Source organism: Sporosarcina sp. P16b, from assembly GCF_002743065.1.
Taxonomy (GTDB): Bacteria; Bacillota; Bacilli; order Bacillales_A; family Planococcaceae; genus Sporosarcina.
In genome coordinates, this window is sequence record NZ_PDYO01000004.1 from 1 (window position 1) to 21,117 (window position 21,117).

Genomic DNA, 21,117 nt, shown 5'->3' on the forward strand with positions numbered 1-21,117 from the left:
GTAAACAATCGTTCAGTCACATTCATCCGCCCCCACATCTTTTTATTCATTATAAACAAAAGTACCCTATAGGATAGACTTTTTTCAAAGTGTCTATCTTATAGGGTACATTTTAGAAGTCAAGGGGCTTTTATTGGTATGTAGTGTTAAGTTATCAGATTACGGATAGATGTTTGATTTTCGCCACAATTTATCCGAATAGTCAGTAATTTTTGCGAGGACGGAAAATGCACAAATAAATGAGTGGTGTAATGGAGACAAAAGATAAGAAAAACTCTCAAACCCTAACTCCTGTAGGATTCATACAATGTCAAGCGTTGTCGGATCATAGGGAAAAGTGAAGGTTTATTCGACGTTTTTAGAAAAATCATAATCTACTATGAAAAGTACACAGCGTCTTGACCTGTCCAATACAGAGGAGTACAATATACATGTTATCATATTGTACCATGAAGAGAGGTACTGGTGAATGTGAACTAGATAGAGAAACGCATCACTACAGTATAATCTCAGAAATAAGGGAGGGTAAAAGACTTGTCGAAAGAAACAGATTTTTTCTTACGCCGTCTACATTCGTTGCTTGGTGTAATTCCAGTTGGACTTTTTGTTGCCCAACACTTAGTAATTAACCATTTTGCAACGCGCGGTGAGGAAGCATTCAACACAGCATCTAATTTTATGGGGAACTTGCCGTTTGTATTTTTCCTGGAATGGTTTATTATTTACATTCCACTCATGTTCCACGCGTTTTACGGAGTGTACATAGCTTTCTCAGCGAAATACAACGTGGGCCATTACAGTACTTTCCGTAACTGGATGTTCACGCTCCAACGGTTCACGGGCGTATTCCTTGTCATCTTCATTGCATGGCATGTATACGAAACTCGTATTCAAAAAGCTCTTGGAGCCGAAGTAGACTTCAACATGATGGTCGATATTTTGTCGAATCCACTTATGCTTGTATTCTATATCCTAGGTGTTGTATCTGCTACTTTCCATTTAGCAAACGGACTTTGGTCTTTCTGTGTTACGTGGGGAATTGCACAATCACCAGAATCACAAAAGATCGTGTCTTACATCACAATCGTTATATTCTTAATACTTTCTGTAATTGGAATTCAAGCACTTCTAGCTTTTGTGTAAAAAACTAACTAACTAATGAAATTATGTATAATTGAGGAGTGACACAATAATGGCAAAAGGCAGATTGATTGTCGTCGGTGGAGGACTAGCTGGACTAATGGCTACCATCAAATCAGCGGAAGCTGGTGTACCGGTTGACTTGTTCTCGCTAGTACCAGTAAAACGTTCCCACTCCGTATGTGCCCAAGGCGGCATTAACGGTGCTGTAAATACGAAAGGTGAAGGCGACTCCGTCGACATTCACTTTGATGATACAGTTTACGGTGGGGACTTCCTAGCGAATCAAAAACCAGTACAAGCAATGACGGCAGCAGCTCCTGGAATTATCCACTTATTGGACCGTATGGGTGTTATGTTTAACCGCACGCCAGAAGGTCTATTGGATTTCCGTCGTTTCGGTGGTACACTTCACCACCGTACAGCGTATGCAGGTGCAACAACTGGACAACAGTTACTTTATGCTCTTGATGAACAAGTGCGTTCTCACGAGGTATCAGGACTTGTACAAAAATACGAGCACTGGGAATTCCTTGGAATTATTAAAGATGAAGAAGGTACGTGCCGTGGGATCAAAGCTCAAAACTTGAAGACGATGGAAATTCAAGCGTTCAAAGCGGATGCTGTCATCATGGCAACAGGCGGCCCTGGTATTATTTTCGGTAAGTCCACAAACTCTGTGATCAATACAGGTTCTGCGGCTTCCATCGTATACCAACAAGGTGCAAAATATGCAAACGGAGAATTTATTCAAATTCACCCAACAGCGATTCCAGGAGACGACAAGCTTCGTCTAATGAGTGAATCTGCACGTGGTGAAGGTGGACGAGTTTGGACGTATAAAGATGGAAAACCATGGTACTTCTTGGAAGAAAAATATCCGGACTACGGTAACCTAGTTCCACGGGATATTGCGACACGTGAAATCTTTGACGTGTGTGTAAACCAAAAACTAGGTATCAACGGTGAAAACATGGTGTACTTGGATCTGTCCCATAAGGACCCGAAAGAACTTGACATTAAACTTGGTGGAATCATCGAGATTTATGAAAAGTTCACGGGAGACGATCCACGTAAATTGCCGATGAAAATCTTCCCGGCTGTTCACTACTCAATGGGTGGACTATGGGTTGACGATCACCAGCAAACAAGCATCCCAGGCCTATTCGCAGCAGGCGAATGTGATTACTCACAGCATGGTGCAAACCGTCTAGGTGCTAACTCTTTGCTGTCTGCTATCTACGGCGGAATGGTCGCAGGACCAAACGCAATCGATTATATGAAGCATCTAAAGCGTACAGCTGATGAACTTCCTGCAACGATCTTCGAAGATGCAGTGAAAGAAGAGCAACAAAAATGGGAAGACACTCTGAAAATGGATGGCACGGAGAACGCGTACATTCTTCACAGAGAGCTTGGCGAATGGATGACTGACAACGTAACGGTTGTTCGTTTCAATGATAAATTGAAGCAGACAGACGAGAAAATTGTCGAGTTACTTGAGCGTTATGAAAATATTAATATTACGGATACACAGCAATGGTCTAACCAAGGAGCTATTTTCACACGTCAGTTGAAAAACATGCTATATCTAGCACGTGTTATCACTTTAGGTGCATTGAATCGTGATGAGAGTCGTGGCGCGCACTACAAGCCGGACTTCCCGAATCGTGACGATGAGAACTTCTTGAAAACAACAATTGCGGAATTCGATGGAGTCTCTGCACCAATTATTTCATATGAAGAGGTAGATACATCTATCATTCCTCCACGTATCCGTGATTATTCAGCGAAGAAAGGAGATTGACAAAAGTGAGCGAACAACAAACAGCAACTGCTACAAAAACTGTCGTGTTTGACATTCATCGTCAAGATACTGCCACTTCAAGCCCATATGTGGAAAGATTTGAAGTTCCATATCGCCCGAATATGAACGTAATTTCGGCTCTAATGGAAATCAGACGTAACCCAGTAAATGCCAAAGGTGAAAAAACGACGCCTATTAACTGGGATATGAACTGTTTGGAAGAAGTCTGTGGTGCATGTTCAATGGTTATAAACGGTCGCCCTCGTCAGTCATGTACTGCACTGGTTGATCAGTTAACACAACCTATTAAACTTGAGCCTATGCGTACATTCCCAGTCGTTCGTGACTTAGTTGTTGACCGTGAATTCATGTTCGATTCGTTAAAGCGTATTAAAGCATGGGTTCCGATCGATGGTACGTATGATCTTGGTGAAGGTCCCCGTATGCCTGAGCGCAAGCGTCAATGGGCATACGAATTGTCTAAATGTATGACTTGCGGGGTATGTCTAGAAGCTTGTCCGAACGTAAACGACAAGACGAACTTCATGGGTCCTGCATTAATGTCACAAGTACGTCTATTCAATGCCCATCCGACAGGTGCAATGAATAAAGATGAGCGTTTGGCTACTGTTATGGGAGACGGAGGAATCACTGAGTGCGGTAACTCACAAAACTGTGTAGTTGCTTGCCCTAAAGGAATTCCATTGACGACTTCTATCGGTGCAATTGGTAGAGCAACGACGATCCAAATGTTCAAAAACTTCTTCGGAAGTGACCACCAAGTAGATTAATTTCTATAAATGAAACTGTCCAAGAAGTCTATGACTTCCTGGACAGTTTTTTTGATGTTTAGAGCTTCTAGACTATGTAAGAAAGCTTCAGATTTCTTCTTTGGAAAATGTCCGTCACCTATCTTCAATCCCTAGTAGTCATAAATTGAATCTGCGTCGTCAGGAAAATACTAAATGTTATTTGACGTAAATATATATTTTGATATACTGAAGAAATGAACAATCATTCATTATGAAGGGGTGCATGTAAATGAGAGAGAGTTATATTGATGATTTAGAGGAATGGATAGAAGGATTTAATTTTCATGCGGAAGTTACAGTCCGTTTTTCTGAGACGGATATGTATGGACATTTGAACAACACAAAAGTCTTTGCATATTTTGAGTATGCTAGAATTGAATTTTTGAAGCATCTACAGCATATGGAAAAGTGGGTGGACCCAAAGGGCAAAACTATTCCAATAGTGGCGGATTTGCAATGTGATTTTGCGAAGCAAGTGTACTTTGACGAAAAGCTACAGATCTATGTAAAGGCTAATTCCATGGGCACGAGTTCAGTTGATTTGCATTATATGGCTAAGAATGAACGCAATGAAATGGTCTTCACAGGTAGAGGTGCTATCGTTCAAGTTGGAAAAGGTGATGGAATGCCTGTTGCATGGACAGAAGAAGAAAAACAGATGTTTCTCGAAAACTCGTAAAAGCCTACACAGCCGCCCCTATCCTTACATATCCTAAGGGGAAAGCGTAAAGAGGAGGGGCGCATCTTGGATGAAATGCAAAACCGTTCTTTATTAACAAATCGGGAACGACAAATTTTCACTTTGCTGGTAGACGATTTTACAACAAAAGAAATTGCTGGACAGCTGACCATTAGTGAGAAAACCGTACGAAATCATATTTCGAATACGATTCAAAAATTGGGCGTGTCAGGCAGAGCACAGGCTATCGTTGAATTACTGCGATTGGGAGAATTACAGCTAAACTAAAAATGATAGCTTGCTTACGATAGTAGATTAATTTTGTGCAATCGGTGTCAATTACTTCTTCTCTAGCCTATAACCGAAGGAAAAAATGTTGCGTTCATCAATGAAAACGGTACAATGAAAAGATAGGACTCATTTCAGGGAGCTGATTTTTTGTTGAATGAACAGAAAAACGTACCAACTGATATCGTAACGATGGAAAAAGACTTGCGATACATTGCGTCCATCATTAAAGAACAGGGTCGGAAAATATTAAAGAACTCTACTATTACACCTCCTCAATTCAGCGCTCTTCAATGGTTGTTGGAACATGGTGATATGACCATCGGTGATCTATCCAATAGAATGTTCCTAGCTTTCAGCACCACGACGGATTTAGTAGACCGAATGGAAAATAGTCAACTAGTGAAGCGAGTGCGGGATGAAAAGGATCGTCGGGTTGTCCGTGTCCATTTATTACCTGAAGGGATACGGATTATTGAAGAGGTCATACAGAAGAGACAAGAGTATTTACAAGACGTTCTTGCCGATTCAAATGAGCAAGAAATTCAGCGGTTTTCAGAATTGCTGGCTACATTACATGAACAGATGACAAGAGATTGAGGGATTACATTGAATGCACCTATTGGAGTAATTGATTCGGGGGTCGGTGGACTGACAGTTGTAAGAGAGTTACGCCACCACTTACCGAATGAACCTATTATTTATATTGGCGATGATGCACGTTGTCCGTATGGTCCTCGACCTGCGGAAGAAGTGTTGCAATTTACGATGGATATGGTCAACAGTCTGGCGCAAATGGGTATAAAATTGCTGGTGATTGCGTGTAACACTGCGACTGCCATAGCGCTAGAAGACATACGGAAGAAATTTGATTTTCCTATTGTCGGTGTGATTAAGCCAGGGGCCAGAGCAGCTGTCAACGCGTCGCAAACAGGTGAAATTGCCGTGCTTGGTACAGAAGGCACCGTGAACAGTAAAGCATATGATCAGGCGATACAAGCTCTAAAAAAGGAAGCGAAAGTCTATTCACTTGCGTGTCCGGAATTCGTGCCAATCGTTGAAAGTGGAGAATATCGCGCACAGGCGGCAAGGGATATAGTCGATAAGACATTACAGCCTTTGCATAACTACTCGTTTGATTCTGTAATACTTGGCTGTACGCATTATCCATTATTGCAAGAACATATTGAAGCGCATTTCTCCAATCAAAAGAATGTTATATCTTCAGCGGCGGAGACTGTGATTGACGTGGAAGGGATTCTTAAAGCTAAGCAATTACAATCTGTTTTAGCTAAAGAGCCCATATTTTACACAACAGGCTCGTTGGAAAAGTTTCAAGCCATCGTTGAAGATTGGCTTGCTATTCCTCAGCCAGACGTACGTAAGTTGACTTTTTGAAGTATATGGCAGTGCCCGAAAACTGTACATTGTTTTCGGGTTTTTTGCTGTGAATATGGTAAGATGGATTGATTGTAGACTTGATGAGCAGGTCACAAAAAATAGATGAACCAAAATGGAGGAAATTGTATGCGACACGATGGAAGAACAACAGATGATATTCGTACAGTAACGATAGAGAAAGATTATTTGATACATCCAGAGGGGTCAGTACTGATTTCAGTTGGCAATACTAAAGTGATTTGTACAGCGACGATTGAAGATCGAGTACCACCGTTTATGCGTAACAGTGGAAAAGGGTGGATATCCGCTGAGTACTCCATGTTACCACGCGCTACGGGACAACGTACAATCCGTGAATCATCCCGCGGTAAAGTAGGTGGTCGTACGATGGAAATCCAGCGTTTAATCGGACGGGCTTTGCGTGCTGTTGTTGATTTGGACGCTATTGGAGAGCGTACGATTTGGATCGACTGCGATGTTATTCAAGCAGACGGTGGAACGCGAACGTCTTCTATTACAGGCGCGTTCGTTGCGTTGGTTATCGCTGTGAATAAATTGCAAATCGAAAAGCAACTGCCCGTTTTTCCAGTTCGTGATTTTCTAGCAGCTACCAGTGTGGGGAAATTGGCTGACGGTCAATTGATCACAGATCTCGACTACGTAGAAGATTCCTCAGCAGATGTGGATATGAATGTTGTCATGACGGGACAAGGCCAATTCGTAGAACTCCAAGGGACAGGCGAGGAAGCTACTTTTTCCCGTGCGGAAATGAATGATTTATTGACATTGGCTGAATCGGGAATTGAACAATTGATTGCCATTCAAAGAGAAGTATTAGGCGAGTTGGCAGATAAGATTGGACAACAGGCAGGCGAAGCACAATGAAAGAAGTGTTAATCGCAACGAATAATAAAGGAAAAGCAAAAGACTTTGAAGTTCTCTTTCGTCCTTTAGGTATTACCGTGCTGACGTTGCAAGATATCGAAGAATCAATTGATGTAGAAGAAACGGGTACCACTTTCGTTGACAATGCCATACTGAAAGCCGAGACCGTTGCAAATTTACTGGGGAAGATAGTAATTGCGGATGACAGCGGGCTAGAGGTTGATGCATTAGATGGCGAGCCGGGTGTTTACTCCGCGCGCTATGCAGGCGAGCCTTCGGACGATGAAGCGAATATCGATAAGTTGCTAGCTAAACTTTTAGGGGTACCTAAAACAGCGCGTCAGGCACGTTTTCGATGCGTTCTGGCAATTGCAGGACCAGGTGTCGAGACAACTACCTATTCTGGTAGCTGTGAAGGTGTCATTACAGAACAACGACAAGGAACGAATGGGTTCGGCTATGATTCGATATTTTATGTGCCTAGTAAAGAAAAAACGATGGCAGAATTATCTGCAGAAGAGAAAAGTGCGATCTCTCATCGAGGGGCAGCTTTAGCTGAATTAAAAGAACAGCTACCGGAATTTATTACGCGGATTGGTGAGATAAAATGAAGCTAATTGTTTTAAGTGATTCACATGGCGACGTAAATACAGTGAAGCAAATTACATCATTGCAAGCAGACGCGATATTCCATTGTGGAGACAGCGAATTATCGGCAAAAGATCCAATGCTCAATGGAATCCATATTGTTCGTGGTAACTGTGATCGAGATGATCTATTCCCAGCGTCCATTGTTCAGAAAGTGGACGATGAGACTGTATTTGTCGTCCACGGCCATGAACACGACGTTAAGCGCTCTATGCTGACTCTTTCCTACGCAGCAGCTGAACAGCAAGCCACAATTGTATTATTCGGACATTCCCATTTGTATGGGGCGGAAATGATCAACGATGTACTTTTTGTTAATCCGGGAAGCACGACGCAACCACGTGGCGGTAGGAAAGCTACCTACGCAGTCATTGAAATAGCCGATGCTTATACTGTGAGTTTTCACAGTATGAATCACGACTTACTAGACCAAATCATTTTAAATAAATAGTTTTAAGAAATAGTGTTGACTTTTGTTTAGGTTATGCATATAATAGTTCTTGTGCCTGTGGTTGCAGGTGTTTGTCTCAGTAGCTCAGCTGGATAGAGCAATGCCCTTCTAAGGCATCGGTCGGGGGTTCGAATCCCTCCTGGGACGTAATAAAATCAGTCACAAACCATTGATGCAATTTGGTTTGTGAGAAACTAGGGATTCGGTCAGGGCTTCGGTCACTGGTGCAGAATCCCTTTTTTGTACCCTAACATTTTACGTATAATGAGACATGAAATTATCTTCCAATTCAACTGAATGGAGGATTTTTTTATTATGACGAAAAAGACCGGATTATTTGATGTGGATTTTACACTGACAACCAAAGAGCTTACCGCTTCTATTCAAGGAGAGAAGGCGACTACCGCTCACTACAAGCCCTTTTCGGAAGCTTTAGGAACTATTATGAACCAAATGCAGGTGAGCAGCTATCGCCCTCGTAGTCTGAAGGATTACGATACGATCCTGCATAACTTTGCAAAGAGTACAGGGGTTACCTATTTAGAAGAGCCATATTAACAAATAAGGTTACTACTAAGCTTTCGCTATGAATAGATTCCCGGCTATAGGTGAGTATGATTTAAGGGTTTGTGCAGAGAAGGTTTTCCGAATTGATTAACGTAGATGACTATAGGGTATTTATATATAGAGAGGTGATAGTAAATGAAGTTCACGTTAATCCAACAAAATGATACACATGGGTGTTTAGAATTACACGAAGAGCTTTTTTGGGATTCAAAAGGTCCGATTTTAAAGAAAGTTGGCGGATATTCGAGAATTTGCAAGTACGTAAAAGATGTAAAAAAAGAAAATAATAATGTGCTCTTTTTTGACGGCGGGGATTTGTTTCATGGAACATTGCCGCTTTTAGCAAGTAAAGGAAATGCCATTATACCTCTACTCGAGAAAATGCCGTTGGACGGTTTTGTACCGGGTAATTGGGATTTCGCATATGGCAAAGAACAGCTACAAAGTTTGACGAATAATCTTTCTTTTCCTTCGATCGCCTGTAATTTAAAGGATCAGGATACAGGAAGGCCTTTATTGAAACCGTACATCGTAAAAGAAATGCAAGGGGTGAAGGTAGGTGTCATTGGTCTCACGTATCCTTATGTCGATATTACGATGCCGCCAAGCTTTTCTAAAGGAATGATTTTTTCAACTGGTGTTGACGAAGTACAAGATTATGTCGAGAAGTTAAAGGCTGAAGTCGATATCATTGTGCTTCTGAGTCATATGGGACTTCCCCTCGACGCCAAATTAGTAAATTTGGTAAATGGAATTGATATCGTTCTTTCTGGTCATAGCCACGATCGTGTGATAAAACCGATTATCCTTAATAATACTTATATTGTACAGGCTGGTTCAAGCGCATCATTTTTAGGCCGTTTAGATATTACATTTGAAGATGATAAAGTAATGGAAGTGAAATACGAGTTAATAACCGTGGATGAGACATTCGAAGAAGATGAAGAAGTTAAGGAAATGGTAAACTCAATTTTAGCACAATATGAAACAGAACGAAGCACTATTGTAGGAGAAACAAAAGTTATTTTACATCGTTCAACTTTAGAAGAGGCGCCGATGGATAAGCTTATAACGGATGCATATTTGTCTTCATTTGATTGTGATGTTGCTTTTTCACACGGTTGGCGATATGGTCCTCCAATGGCCGTTGGTCCGCTTACTTTGTATGATTTACATACAATTATTCCAGCAAATCCAAAGTTATTTACACTTGAGCTTGATGGAGTAGCACTTTTGGAGGCATTAGAAAATAATTTGGAACAAGTGTTTTCTTCCGAGCCATTTGATCAAAAAGGTGGTTATATTTTGCGTTCCAGCAACTTAATGATGACTTACAAACCGAATAATCCAAAAGGGAATCGTATTCAGAGCTTGCAAATAGCAGGCGAAAACATTGACTTGAAAAAAGTATATAAAATTGTTGGTGGCGGGGGTCAACTATTCAAAATGCATGAAAAAAAGAAGGTTTATCAAGACATTCACGCCATTGATCTCATTTGCTCATACCTTAAGGAAAAAAAACCGTACGATGTGAAGGTAGGAATGGACATTCTTAGCGTCTGAGACGAACATTAAATACTCGTTGAAAAGATTGGGAAGAACTAATCTCCAGTGTAAGAATCATAGTTATTCAAAAAAATGGCCTTTCGTGAATTTATACGATAGGCCATTTTTTCGTCTACTCATTCCGTGTGTTGAAAAAAGTGAAACATGATTGGAAAAATCTTTTAGTATTTAATACCGAAAAATATATCGAATAAATTTCGATTTTCATCAAACCTTCATATAGCTTTAGTAATATGGAATCTAAGTGCTAATGAGCAGGAGGTGAACATCTATGGGAACAGCAAGTGTACAAACTTCAATTGCTATTATCTTTATAAGTTTGTGTGTGGGATTTCTCTCTTTTTATTTTATAGGCGATTTATCAAAAAAGAAAAAGAAAATCTATATAGGTGAATTAGTATCGCAAATTACGAATTTTGTCCTTTTTATGTGGCTTGGTAAAATTCTGTTAAATCTTTCTGTCTTTTTAAAAGATCCATTGGCAATTTTAGCATACCCAAGTAATTCGAATGCGGTTTATATTGCTGTTCTCTTTAGTTTTTTTGCAATTGCTATTAAATCCAAACGACAAAAGATTGATATCATTCCATTTCTAAATGCTTTTATACATGTGTTTTTAATAACGTCATTTTTGTATGAATTCATTCAAATTGTATGGAATAACAATACATATTCAATTAGATACCTTGGCTTACTCGCCGTGTTGATTATTACGTTCGTTGTCATGCATGCACGTGTAACAATCTATAGGCTAAATATAATCATGGCAATTGGTTGGACTTTAGGTACTTTTGGATTGACATTTGTGATGCCGTTTATGATGGTATTCGGCTATACAATGGCTCCGTGGTTTTTGGGTTTAGTTTTTGTGATTTGTTTGATAGTAAACATTTTAAAAAAGGAAGAAGGTGTCGTAAATGGGCGGAATTGAAGCAGATACGATGTTAGTGGTGGGAATGTTTTTAGCAGTAGGGGCAGGTGCGCTATCTTTTTTATCGCCTTGTGTGTTACCGATTTTTCCGGCGTATTTATCGTATATCACCGGAATTAGTGTTAAAGAACTGCAAGGAAATCATGACGTTAAAATACGTAGTAAACTATTAAGCCATTCTGTGTTCTTTTTGTTAGGCGTTTCACTTGTCTTTATTAGTTTGGGTGTCGGGGCATCATTTTTAGGACAATGGATTCAAACGTTATTAGTAGGTGATTCTGGATTACTAATACAGCGATTAGCCGGAGTGTTCATTATATTTATGGGGCTTTTTGTTGGAGGTTGGATCACTATTCCAACTTTAATGAAAGAAAAGCGTTTCCAATCTTCGAAAAGGCCAGTTGGCTATTTTGGAACTTTTTTCGTTGGTATGGGATTTGCTGCTGGATGGACACCGTGCATTGGCCCGATCTTCGGATCCATTTTATTTTTGGCGGCAAGTAACCCGGGTCAAGGTATTTTGTATACAGTGATGTATGTCATTGGTTTTGCCTTGCCATTTCTGATCCTGACCTTCTTCCTCGGATCAACCAAATGGATTGTTCGCCATAGTCAAGTGATTATGAAAACAGGAGCCATTATTATGATTCTTATGGGCTTGATTTTATTTACTGGTCAAATGCCACGCATCACCGAATTTCTTCTTAAATTAGTGCAAGATACATGGTTCGAAAAGTTAGGATAAAAATGGAGGTAATGAGAAATGAAAAAGGCAATAATTATTTTTATTGTAGTGGGAATGCTTGGGTGGGCTGTATATGAGTTCATACTTTCAGCTGATGAGGGAGGCAATATAAAAACATCTGAGTATGAAGATGCTAACATCAAAGAAGAATCCGTTGAATCCAATGAAGTGGGGATTCGTAAGGGGCAAATAGCTCCAGATTTTGAACTTAAGACATTGGATGGTGAGACAGTAAGGTTGTCTGATTACAAAGGGAAACGGGTCATGCTAAACTTCTGGGCAACATGGTGTCCGCCATGCCGTGCAGAAATGCCTGATATGGAAAAATTTAAGAGGGATAAGGATGTACAAATTTTAGCTGTAAATTTACTTGGTACGGAATCAAGTCTAGAAAACGTTCAAAATTTTGTCGACGAACTGAAGCTGACGTTGACTATTCCTTTGGATGAAAAATCTGCTATATCAAATCAGTATCAAATTGTAGCTTATCCTACCTCATTTATGATTGATTCAAATGGTCGTATCCAATCCGTTGTAATGGGTGCCATGAATTATGACTTTATGGTCCAGGGATTTGAAATGATGCAATAGGTTCCTTCTGTCGTGTAAACTAGTAGCGGGGTGATTCGTGTGAAACAAACTATTATGGTTGTCGAAGATGATAAAATGATTCGGGAATTAATTGCGATTTATTTGAAGAAAAATGGTTATGAAGTTGTGGAGTCAAGTGATGGAGAAGATGCGAAACCAGTTTTTCTTGAACATCAGCCATGCCTATTAATATTGGATTTAATGCTCCCCAAAATAAGTGGCGAGGAATTTTATGAATGGATTCTTAAGCAAGAACAAAATAATGTATCAGTTATTATGCTGTCAGCTAAAGCAAGAATTGACGATAAAATTTCAGGGTTAAATTTAGGAGCAGATGCATATATGACAAAACCATTTGACCCAAACGAGCTTATCGCGCAAGTAGAAGCAGTTTTACGCCGCACAAGTCACTTTTGTCAAAAGATTGTAGCTGAAGGGCTATGTATAATGCCGAAAAAAGGTCAAGTTTTGCTTTACGGTAAAGACATAAAATTGACGAAGTATGAGTTTAGTCTTCTTCATTACTTTATGCAAAATCCGAATATAGTTTTGTCACGAGAACAGCTCATTACGATGATTTATCCAAATGAGGAGCATACTGTAATGGATCGAACCATCGATGCGCATATAAAGAAGCTTCGTGAAAAGATTGAAGATTTTCCAGCGGAACCGAAACGAGTACAAACCATCAGGGGAATGGGGTATAAATTTGTCGCGAATAAATAACTATTTATCCACATTAATCCCTTCTGGATTCCTTTGGCGTTTAACGTTTTTAAACATTTTAGTTATAGTGACCGCGACGGCCATCAGTGGATGGGCTATCTATAATACAGCCTGTTTTCTGGTAGCTGGAGTGGGAGATCTAGATGGTAGGACCCAACAGCGATTTAACAGTACACTTCTAAATTACTTATGGATATTCATGATTGCTGCTGCTTTTGTGGGAAGTTTACTACATTTTTATTTAATAAAACGCTTAATCAAACCAATCCGAAGCTTGATTCAATCTACAGAAAAGCTGAAGCTCGGAGATTACCCGGAACCCGTGCAAGTTAATAAACAAGATGAAATTGGTCAATTGGTTACACAATATAATGGGCTTATTGCACAGTTACAAACGAATGAACAACAACGAAAAAAACTAGTCTCCGATCTATCCCACGAAATAAGAACTCCTTTGTCAAACTTAAATGGTTATCTGCAAGCATTGAGGGATGGAGATATAGTCGGCGATAAAGTCCTGTTTGCATCCCTTCATCAGGAATCAAACCGATTATCACAAATGATTGAGCAACTTGAACAATTAAAGGAATGGGATTACTTATCCACCCAATCGGTTGTAAAAAAAGAAATGTATGAAATAGAAAGCCAATTAACTCAATGTGTTGCAATGTTTGATAGGGCTTTGATGCAGAAAAATATACCGATACAAGTAGAAGTTGAATCATGTAAACTATATATTAATATTGAAGGTATACAACAAGTCATCAGCAACTTGCTGGAAAATGCTATGCGATATTATGAAGGAATCGGGCCAATTTTAATAACAGGGAAAAAACAAGGAAAAGGTTATTGTATTTCCATAACAGGACCCAGTAATCCTATACCAGTTAACGAAAGGGAAAAGGTATTCATGCGTTTCTACAGACTTGATTCTTCTCGTAGCCGATTGACTGGTGGTTCAGGATTAGGACTTGCGATTTCAAAGGAAATCGTAGAACGCCATCATCAAGGCGAGATAGGAATTGAAACGACTGATAATAGTAATACATTTTGGATTGTTTTACCGAGATGATAAAGTGAAAGGAATAGAACAAATCAATAGAGGTGGCGAACAACGCGATAATAATTCCATTCAAAACGAAACACCAATTGGAAACAGAAAAGGCAGGAAGAGTTATGCGTGAGTGGAAATCCTACTTAGATTGGGAAGAAGCAAACAGGCACCACATAATAGAAAGAGAAACAGAAGAACAGAGCTTGTCACAGGGCGAATTCGAATGGCTGAATGAATGGATGAGCGAAGAAAAATGATTAACATAGAAGTTGACCAAAAGAAACTAAAAGAGCTTTATTTTCATAAAATAGATGATATTGAAGAAGAAGTGTGGAAGTAGTCATACTTTCCTCTCTTCTTTTCGATTAAAAATAGGTGACTAAATATGATGAATGATAAAAGAACAATTGAAATGTAACTACAAGTACTTTCAGTTTTTTGAAATAGTAGTGAATAAAGAAATTGATTATATCTACTTCAAAGATGGTTCTTACCATGAACTTGTTTTTAAATCGCAAATGTTTAATATTATGCACTTGTGTGGTATGGAATACCAAGATCCAAAGAGTAAGAATATGATGAAGCCTTCGCAGATTTATGTAGCTCTCAAAGCAAATTAAATATCACCAGAAGGAGTTTTATGGAAATCATTCACTGTTCAGAAGTTGCAGATTATCAATTGTCTAGAAGATCTTACAAAATACACTGTTAGTATAAGCGATGGGAGTACTGTTTATTTGAATCTGTCATTCGAAAAAAGTAAGTCATTATAACAATGCTCGTCAAGAAAAAACTTTACACATATTATACACATTGAATAGAAGAAATGCAGGTGTATTAGGGTTTAAAGACTCTTAAAAACGTCCTCCTGGGACGTTGGCAAGAATATGTTAATGGAATAAGAAATAAAAAAAGACCGTAAACATTGAAATATAATGTTTACGGTCTTTTTTTAGTATTGAAGCAAAAATTTTTCACAGCGAATATATGTATTTGGCTTTGTCTAGGTTTCATTGAACTGGAGAGGCCCTTAAATCTTCAGGCGGTTGTCAGTGGAAGGGTAGTGTTAGTTGGAACGAGAAAACCGATGAACGAACATAAGGTTTCGATTTTGGATTCAGTATCGTCGATGGAAAGTCTAGAAAGAGATGGAAAAATCAGCAATGCTAATTGCTGTAGATCAAAAGCTTGCTGGTGTCGTCGCAATAGCTGATATGGTGAAAGAAACTTCCAAAGAAGCGATTGCCAGAATGCAAGATTTGGGTCTTGAAGTGATTATGCTGACAGGTGATAACCAACGCACTGCGGAGGCCATTGTTCGTCAAGTCGGTTTATCTTATGTCATTTCGGAAGTGGTACTAGAACAAAAAAGCGATGAAATTAAAAAATACAAGACCAAGGTAAGAAATTCGCTATGGTCAGGGACGGGATCAATGATGCACCCGCCCTTGCAGTGGCAAACATTGGATGGCGGTTGGAACAGGTATGGATATCGCTATTGAAGTGGAAGATATTACATTGATGAGTGGAGACTTAAATAGCGTTGCTGATGCCATTTTATAAGCCGTGAAACGATGTGCAATATTAAACAAAACTTGTTTTTTTGCTCTCTTCTACAACACGGTCGGAATTCCAATTGCGACAATCGGTCTATTAGCCCCTTAGGTTGCCGGTGCAGCAATGGCGTTCAGTTCGGTATCGCTCGTATTGAATGCATTGCGCCTCCAAAAAATAAATTTAAAAAATTAATGAGAAAAGCCTGTGGCAACTCCTTTATGGGTTGTCAGAGGCTCTTTTATTTAGTACATAGGTACGATTTGGACTCTGAAGAAGTAAAAGAAGTAAGAAATGTTCATTTGCATATATTCATATAAATAGTGTCCGAAATAAAGACGCTGTCTTCTAAAAGTGTGTGAAGTACATACACATAATGCTTCCATGTAAGTGAAGTACGACCTTTTGAGAGCGCTTGCTAAAATATTTACAAGATAAGTATTGGTATATGTACGAAAAAGGGTAGATGCCACTAGAATTACTAGTAATATCGACCTTTTTTCTATAATTTTGATTGATGGCATGAATATTGCATTATGTAATAGGTGTAAAGAAAAAGTAAAAGGGGTGTGATTGATTTGTTACGTAATTTGAAGATATTAGATTTCTCAGGATTACTACCTGGACCTTATGCGACGATGATGCTCGCTGACTTGGGGGCAGAAGTCTTGCGGGTAGAGTCACCAACGAGGCCCGATTTAATTCGAACATTTGGAGGAAAGAATTTTGCGGCACATGGTTTCCTAAATCGTTCCAAACGTTCAATCGCACTCGATTTAAAGAAAGTGGAGTCTATCGAAATCGTCAAGAATTTGGTGAAGGAATATGACATTGTGTTAGAACAATTTCGCCCCGGCGTTATGGAGCGACTAGGGTTAGGTTATGAAGTACTGAAAGAAGCGAACCCACAACTAATCTATTGTTCACTTACAGGGTTTGGTCAGACGGGTCCATATCGTAATCGTCCGGGACATGACATTAATTATTTATCGATTGCCGGATTGGCAGATTACTCTCGACGCAAAGAGGAGCGTCCAACCCCTCAAGCTGTACAAATTGCGGATGTAGCTGGGGGCTCTCTACATACTGTCATTGGAATATTGACAGCTGTATTGCACCGAGCGCAGACGGGAGAAGGGCAATCTATCGATGTTAGTATGACGGATGCCGCATTTGCGCTCAATGCTCTTTTTGGACCGGGTTATCTTGTTGATGGAGTGGAACCCAAGGCGGAACGAATGATGCTGAATGGCGGAAGTTATTATGACTATTTCGAAACAAAAGATGGTCGCTATTTTTCAGTTGGGAGTGTTGAGCCTGCATTTAGAAAGCAGCTATGTGAGGCGATTGGTCACCCCGAGTTACTTTCGGTTGCGATGAGTCAAGCACCTGCTGATATGCATTCGTTTACGGAGAGATTAAAAAAAGCTTTCCTAAGCAAAACCTATGATGAATGGTTACCCATTTTCGAAGAATTTCAAGCGTGTGTAGAACCCGTATTACCGTTTAGCGAGGCGTGTGTGCATCCACAAATTAAGGCAAGGGAAATGGTGATCGAAGTACCTAAGTCTGATGGAACTTCACAATCGCAAATCGCTCACCCGATTAAATTCTCAAAAGGAAGTCCGAGCTATAAACACGTGGGTGGGAAGCTCGGGGAAGATACAGTCGATGTATTTGAAGCATTGGGTTACAGTGAGGAACAAATTGCAGAATTGAAAGAAAAGGGTGTCTTCTAAAGGATTAAAAATATCAATTTGGAGTAGTGCAATGCTAGATGGATAGCTAACTAGAAGGGAGAAATATGACGATGAAAGCGAAAGTACTTGGCGTAAATATGGTGAAATTTAAAAAGCCTGGGTTGAGTGATCCATATGAAATGATGGCAGCAAAAGCGGTTCAAGGTGCATTAGAAGATGCAGGAATTGAGTATCGCGATATTGAACAAGCATATGCAAGTTACGTTTTTGGGGACAGTACTTGTGGACAAACTGCATTATACCAAGTAGGGATGACAGGAATTCCAATTATTAATGTTAATAATAATTGTTCATCGGGCTCCACTGCTTTGTACATGGCTCGCCAGGCAGTCGAATCCGGTGAAGTAGATTGTGCTTTGGCAGTTGGCTTCGAAGAAATGAAACCGGGTGCTTTAGGAAGTATCTGGAATGATCGCACGCCCCCAATGGGGTGGGCAGTAGAGCGATTGATTGAATTGAATCCTGACTTACCGGAGGCTCCTCTTGCTTTGAAAATGTTTGGAGCGGGTGGAAAAGCATATTTGGAAAAGTACGGAGCCAATCCGAATATTTTTGCCAAAGTAGCAGTGAAATCCAGAAGTCATGCTGTGAAAAATCCGTATTCAATGTTCAATCAGACATTAACGGTTGAGGAAGTAATGAATGCGCCGACGCTATTTCCAACGCTCACTCGTTTGATGGCGTGCCCACCAACTTGTGGAGCCGCCGCAGTCATTGTATGTAGTGACAGTTTTGCTAAAAAGCATGGGATATCCAATGCAGTAGAGATCCTGGGTCAGGCAATGACTACGGATACAAACGTTAGTTACGATGATCCGATGACCCTTATTGGAACTGAAATGACGAAATGTGCCGCACAACAAGTGTACGAAAAAGCGGGGATAGGTCCTGAAGACGTGGATGTTGTTGAACTTCATGATTGCTTTACCCCCAATGAAGTGGTTACTTACGAAGGATTAGGACTTTGCGGTGAAGGGGAAGCAGAACAGTTTATCAATGATGGAGATAATACGTATGGCGGGAAGTATGTCATCAATCCTTCAGGCGGATTAATGTCGAAAGGACATCCCCTTGGTGCAACTGGTCTTGCCCAATGTACAGAGCTTGTATGGCAATTACGTGGTCAAGCAAATCAGCGTCAAGTTGAAGGTGCGAAAATTGCACTCCAGCATAATCTCGGTCTTGGAGGAGCCTGTGTCACAACGATGTATCGCTTAAACTAATGGATGGCAATTTCACTCGAAATGTATTGGTAGGAATTCATTTCTTATCTAAATATTCACAAGAAAAAGTTAACTAAGGTTTCCTTTGCTATAATAGAGGTAAGTTATTTTTTATGAATAGAAAATAGCACTTCAATAGTAGAGTAGAAGGAGCCGAAAATCATGTTCGAATTGCAGAATCTGATAACCCCAGTAAGGCACTATCTTTTACCAGAAAGTACACTCCAACAAGCAATAGAATCAATGAAGCAAGCGCAGTGGAACACGATTCCTGTTATTAATGACTCCGATCAAGTTGTCGGTGTGTTTACGAGAACTAGCCTCTATGATGCACTGCTTGAAGGAAAACCAATGGATACAATGGTTCGTACTTTGATGAAAAAAGACGTAATTACGTTCCTTTATGACTCGAGTAACGAACTAATGCAAAATAAGCTTCAAAATTCGAAGGTAGGTATGGCAATTGTTGTCGATGAAGAAGGAAAAGTAGTTGGTCAGGTCACTAAAACTGACATTATCTTTTCATTGCTGGAAACAACTAAATCGCTTCAAAAGCGACAGGAGGAAATCCTGGATATTTCAGGGTTAGGTGCACTCGTTATCGATCGACATCATCGAATTATTTATAGCAACCCTAAGTTTTGTCTGATGAGTAATTATAAAGAATCCGAACTACTTCACACGGACATTACGACAGTCATTTCCAAAATTCAATTGGAAAGCATGCTCCAATCCAAGCATTATCGGCTACGCATTGGAGAATTTAACACGTTAGCCCGTATTTCTGTACACGAGATGCCTCAAGATGAAACGGGGCATATTATTCTTTTTCAAGACATTACGGATGTAGAGAAAATGGCTCAGGAGTTACAGACTGTATTGAAATTGAAAAGTATTATGCAAACTGTTATTAATAACACCTACGATGGGCTCATTATGATTGATGAATTTGAATTGATAACGTTTATTAGCCCGTCTTTGCAAGAACTATTTGAATTGGAAGAGGAACAAATACTCCATCGGTCAGTGAATGATATCTTTCCTCAATTGGAATTATCAAAGGCAATAAAATCAGGTATCTCTGAATTTAGCGACATGATGGAGATAAATGGGATTCGTTATACAGTGCATCGCATTCCAGTTTACCAGGATGACGAGATGATTGGTGTCATTGGAAAGATTTCATTTCGTGGATTAAATGAAATGGAAGAAGTGTTTAAGCGATTTGAGAAAAGTGAAATGAGTAGGCAGAAAGTAGCAACAAAACAACGAGAAACAACAAAGTTTACGGTTGACCAAATTATTACACAGGACGAGCAGATGGAAAAAATCATTCGCTCCATTTTTAAAATGGCGAAAGGAACGTCTACAGTCCTTATCCGCGGAGATAGCGGGACAGGAAAAGAACTGTTTGCTCATTCTGTTCATAGTAGCAGCGCAAGAAAAGACAAGCCATTTGTCATTGTGAATTGTGCTGCCATTCCAGAACATCTACTGGAGTCTGAATTTTTTGGATACGAAGAAGGTGCTTTTACTGGGGCGAAACAAAAAGGGCAAAAGGGGAAGTTCGAGCTAGCAAACGGCGGTACTTTGTTTCTGGATGAAGTGGGTGATATGTCATTGCAACTCCAAACAAAGATGCTTCGAGTCCTACAAGATAAAGAATTTTACCGAGTAGGTGGAGTGGAGCAGATTCAAGTAGATGTAAGAATAATCGCGGCAACAAATCGTCCTCTTGAAGAAATGGTGGCAAGTGGTGAATTTCGAGAGGATTTATTTTATCGTTTAAATGTTATTTCATTTGAGATTCCTCCATTGAGACAACGGAAAAATGATGTTTTATTGCTAAGTAAATCGTTTATCAAAGATTTAAATCGTTTAAATGGGGTCAGCATTACTGGCATTGATCCGTTGGCTGAACAAGTGATGATGGATTATGATTGGCCTGGAAATGTTCGTGAACTTCGCAATGTACTAGAACGAGCAACGATTTTTGCAGACCATGGAAAAATTGAACTCGAGGACTTACCACAATATGTTGTGAATAAAGTCGGGATGCCAGCAGGAATTGAACATGAAGAAACAAAAATATCGTTATTAGAAACGGCCGAAAGAAAAACGATTGTAGGGGCGCTAGAAAAAACAAACGGTAATAAATCACAAGCTGCAATCCTTTTAGGTATGAGTCGATCCGTCCTTTATAATCGAATAAAAAAGTATCAACTTGATGGTTCTTAATCTTTTCGGAGGAGGGGATGAAAGTATGTATTTCGATGAGTTTACAGTCGG

21 protein-coding genes, 1 tRNA gene and 1 pseudogene are annotated in these 21,117 nt (G+C 39.8%); all 23 read left to right on the forward strand.

Annotated elements, in window-relative coordinates:
- Positions 1-534 precede the first annotated feature (534 nt).
- The 23 genes and pseudogenes from CSV77_RS06690 to CSV77_RS06805 all read left to right on the forward strand — a co-directional run bounded on the left by CSV77_RS06690 (position 535) and on the right by CSV77_RS06805 (position 21,066).
- Positions 535-1,143 carry a succinate dehydrogenase cytochrome b558 subunit gene (locus tag CSV77_RS06690; protein WP_099629725.1) on the forward strand — a complete coding sequence of 203 codons (609 nt, stop codon included), beginning with the start codon at positions 535-537 and terminating at the stop codon, positions 1,141-1,143.
- Positions 1,144-1,192: 49 nt separating this feature from the next.
- Positions 1,193-2,947, forward strand: coding sequence for a succinate dehydrogenase flavoprotein subunit (gene sdhA / locus CSV77_RS06695; RefSeq protein ID WP_099672814.1), 1,755 nt, complete (start codon positions 1,193-1,195; stop codon positions 2,945-2,947).
- A complete protein-coding gene (gene sdhB, locus CSV77_RS06700) occupies positions 2,944-3,738 on the forward strand; it encodes a succinate dehydrogenase iron-sulfur subunit (protein WP_198166058.1) in 795 nt (264 codons plus the stop codon). Before sdhA ends, sdhB begins: the two co-directional genes overlap by 4 nt.
- A gap of 250 nt (positions 3,739-3,988) precedes the next feature.
- Complete coding sequence (locus CSV77_RS06705; RefSeq protein ID WP_099672815.1) at positions 3,989-4,438, forward strand: acyl-CoA thioesterase; 450 nt, start codon at positions 3,989-3,991, stop codon at positions 4,436-4,438.
- A gap of 75 nt (positions 4,439-4,513) precedes the next feature.
- Positions 4,514-4,726: a helix-turn-helix domain-containing protein gene (locus CSV77_RS06710; RefSeq protein WP_085428963.1), complete on the forward strand. Its 213-nt coding sequence runs from the start codon at positions 4,514-4,516 to the stop codon at positions 4,724-4,726.
- 192 nt (positions 4,727-4,918) lie between these two features.
- Positions 4,919-5,326: a MarR family winged helix-turn-helix transcriptional regulator gene (locus tag CSV77_RS06715; RefSeq protein WP_099630006.1), complete on the forward strand. Its 408-nt coding sequence runs from the start codon at positions 4,919-4,921 to the stop codon at positions 5,324-5,326.
- Between the two features lie 9 nt (positions 5,327-5,335).
- A complete protein-coding gene (racE, locus tag CSV77_RS06720; RefSeq protein ID WP_099672816.1) occupies positions 5,336-6,124 on the forward strand; it encodes a glutamate racemase in 789 nt (262 codons plus the stop codon).
- A 129-nt stretch (positions 6,125-6,253) separates the two neighbouring features.
- Complete coding sequence (gene rph, locus CSV77_RS06725; protein WP_099672817.1) at positions 6,254-7,012, forward strand: ribonuclease PH; 759 nt, start codon at positions 6,254-6,256, stop codon at positions 7,010-7,012.
- On the forward strand, positions 7,009-7,623 hold the full coding sequence (locus CSV77_RS06730) for an XTP/dITP diphosphatase (RefSeq protein ID WP_099672818.1): 615 nt from the start codon (positions 7,009-7,011) through the stop codon (positions 7,621-7,623). The genes rph and CSV77_RS06730 overlap by 4 nt, the downstream gene beginning before the upstream one ends.
- Positions 7,620-8,111 (forward strand): metallophosphoesterase, encoded by a 492-nt coding sequence (locus tag CSV77_RS06735; protein ID WP_099672819.1) that lies wholly within the window; start codon positions 7,620-7,622, stop codon positions 8,109-8,111. Before CSV77_RS06730 ends, CSV77_RS06735 begins: the two co-directional genes overlap by 4 nt.
- A 73-nt stretch (positions 8,112-8,184) precedes the next feature.
- Positions 8,185-8,258: transfer RNA gene (locus CSV77_RS06740), tRNA-Arg, on the forward strand.
- A gap of 168 nt (positions 8,259-8,426) precedes the next feature.
- Positions 8,427-8,669: a hypothetical protein gene (locus CSV77_RS06745; protein ID WP_199203715.1), complete on the forward strand. Its 243-nt coding sequence runs from the start codon at positions 8,427-8,429 to the stop codon at positions 8,667-8,669.
- 144 nt (positions 8,670-8,813) lie between these two features.
- The gene (locus CSV77_RS06750) at positions 8,814-10,241 is read left to right on the forward strand and encodes a bifunctional metallophosphatase/5'-nucleotidase (RefSeq protein ID WP_099672820.1); all 1,428 of its coding nucleotides are present in this window, start codon (positions 8,814-8,816) and stop codon (positions 10,239-10,241) included.
- Between the two features lie 274 nt (positions 10,242-10,515).
- Entirely contained in the window at positions 10,516-11,175 is a 660-nt protein-coding gene (locus CSV77_RS06755; RefSeq protein ID WP_099672821.1) for a hypothetical protein, read from the forward strand.
- Positions 11,162-11,920: a cytochrome c biogenesis CcdA family protein gene (locus CSV77_RS06760; protein WP_099629734.1), complete on the forward strand. Its 759-nt coding sequence runs from the start codon at positions 11,162-11,164 to the stop codon at positions 11,918-11,920. Before CSV77_RS06755 ends, CSV77_RS06760 begins: the two co-directional genes overlap by 14 nt.
- Positions 11,921-11,938: 18 nt before the next feature.
- Positions 11,939-12,511, forward strand: coding sequence for a TlpA disulfide reductase family protein (locus CSV77_RS06765; RefSeq protein ID WP_099629735.1), 573 nt, complete (start codon positions 11,939-11,941; stop codon positions 12,509-12,511).
- A 39-nt stretch (positions 12,512-12,550) separates the two neighbouring features.
- Positions 12,551-13,237 (forward strand): response regulator transcription factor, encoded by a 687-nt coding sequence (locus CSV77_RS06770; protein WP_099672822.1) that lies wholly within the window; start codon positions 12,551-12,553, stop codon positions 13,235-13,237.
- A complete protein-coding gene (locus CSV77_RS06775; protein WP_233212187.1) occupies positions 13,221-14,309 on the forward strand; it encodes a sensor histidine kinase in 1,089 nt (362 codons plus the stop codon). The genes CSV77_RS06770 and CSV77_RS06775 overlap by 17 nt, the downstream gene beginning before the upstream one ends.
- Before the next feature lie 104 nt (positions 14,310-14,413).
- Entirely contained in the window at positions 14,414-14,548 is a 135-nt protein-coding gene (locus tag CSV77_RS17250) for a hypothetical protein (protein ID WP_255407060.1), read from the forward strand.
- A 779-nt stretch (positions 14,549-15,327) separates the two neighbouring features.
- Positions 15,328-16,040 (forward strand): annotated as a pseudogene (locus CSV77_RS06790) (HAD-IC family P-type ATPase); the annotation flags it as partial.
- 377 nt (positions 16,041-16,417) lie between these two features.
- The gene (locus CSV77_RS06795) at positions 16,418-17,584 is read left to right on the forward strand and encodes a CaiB/BaiF CoA transferase family protein (protein WP_199203721.1); all 1,167 of its coding nucleotides are present in this window, start codon (positions 16,418-16,420) and stop codon (positions 17,582-17,584) included.
- Positions 17,585-17,649: 65 nt separating this feature from the next.
- A complete protein-coding gene (locus tag CSV77_RS06800; RefSeq protein ID WP_099672826.1) occupies positions 17,650-18,828 on the forward strand; it encodes a lipid-transfer protein in 1,179 nt (392 codons plus the stop codon).
- Between the two features lie 162 nt (positions 18,829-18,990).
- On the forward strand, positions 18,991-21,066 hold the full coding sequence (locus tag CSV77_RS06805) for a sigma-54-dependent Fis family transcriptional regulator (RefSeq protein ID WP_099672827.1): 2,076 nt from the start codon (positions 18,991-18,993) through the stop codon (positions 21,064-21,066).
- Positions 21,067-21,117: the final 51 nt, after the last annotated feature.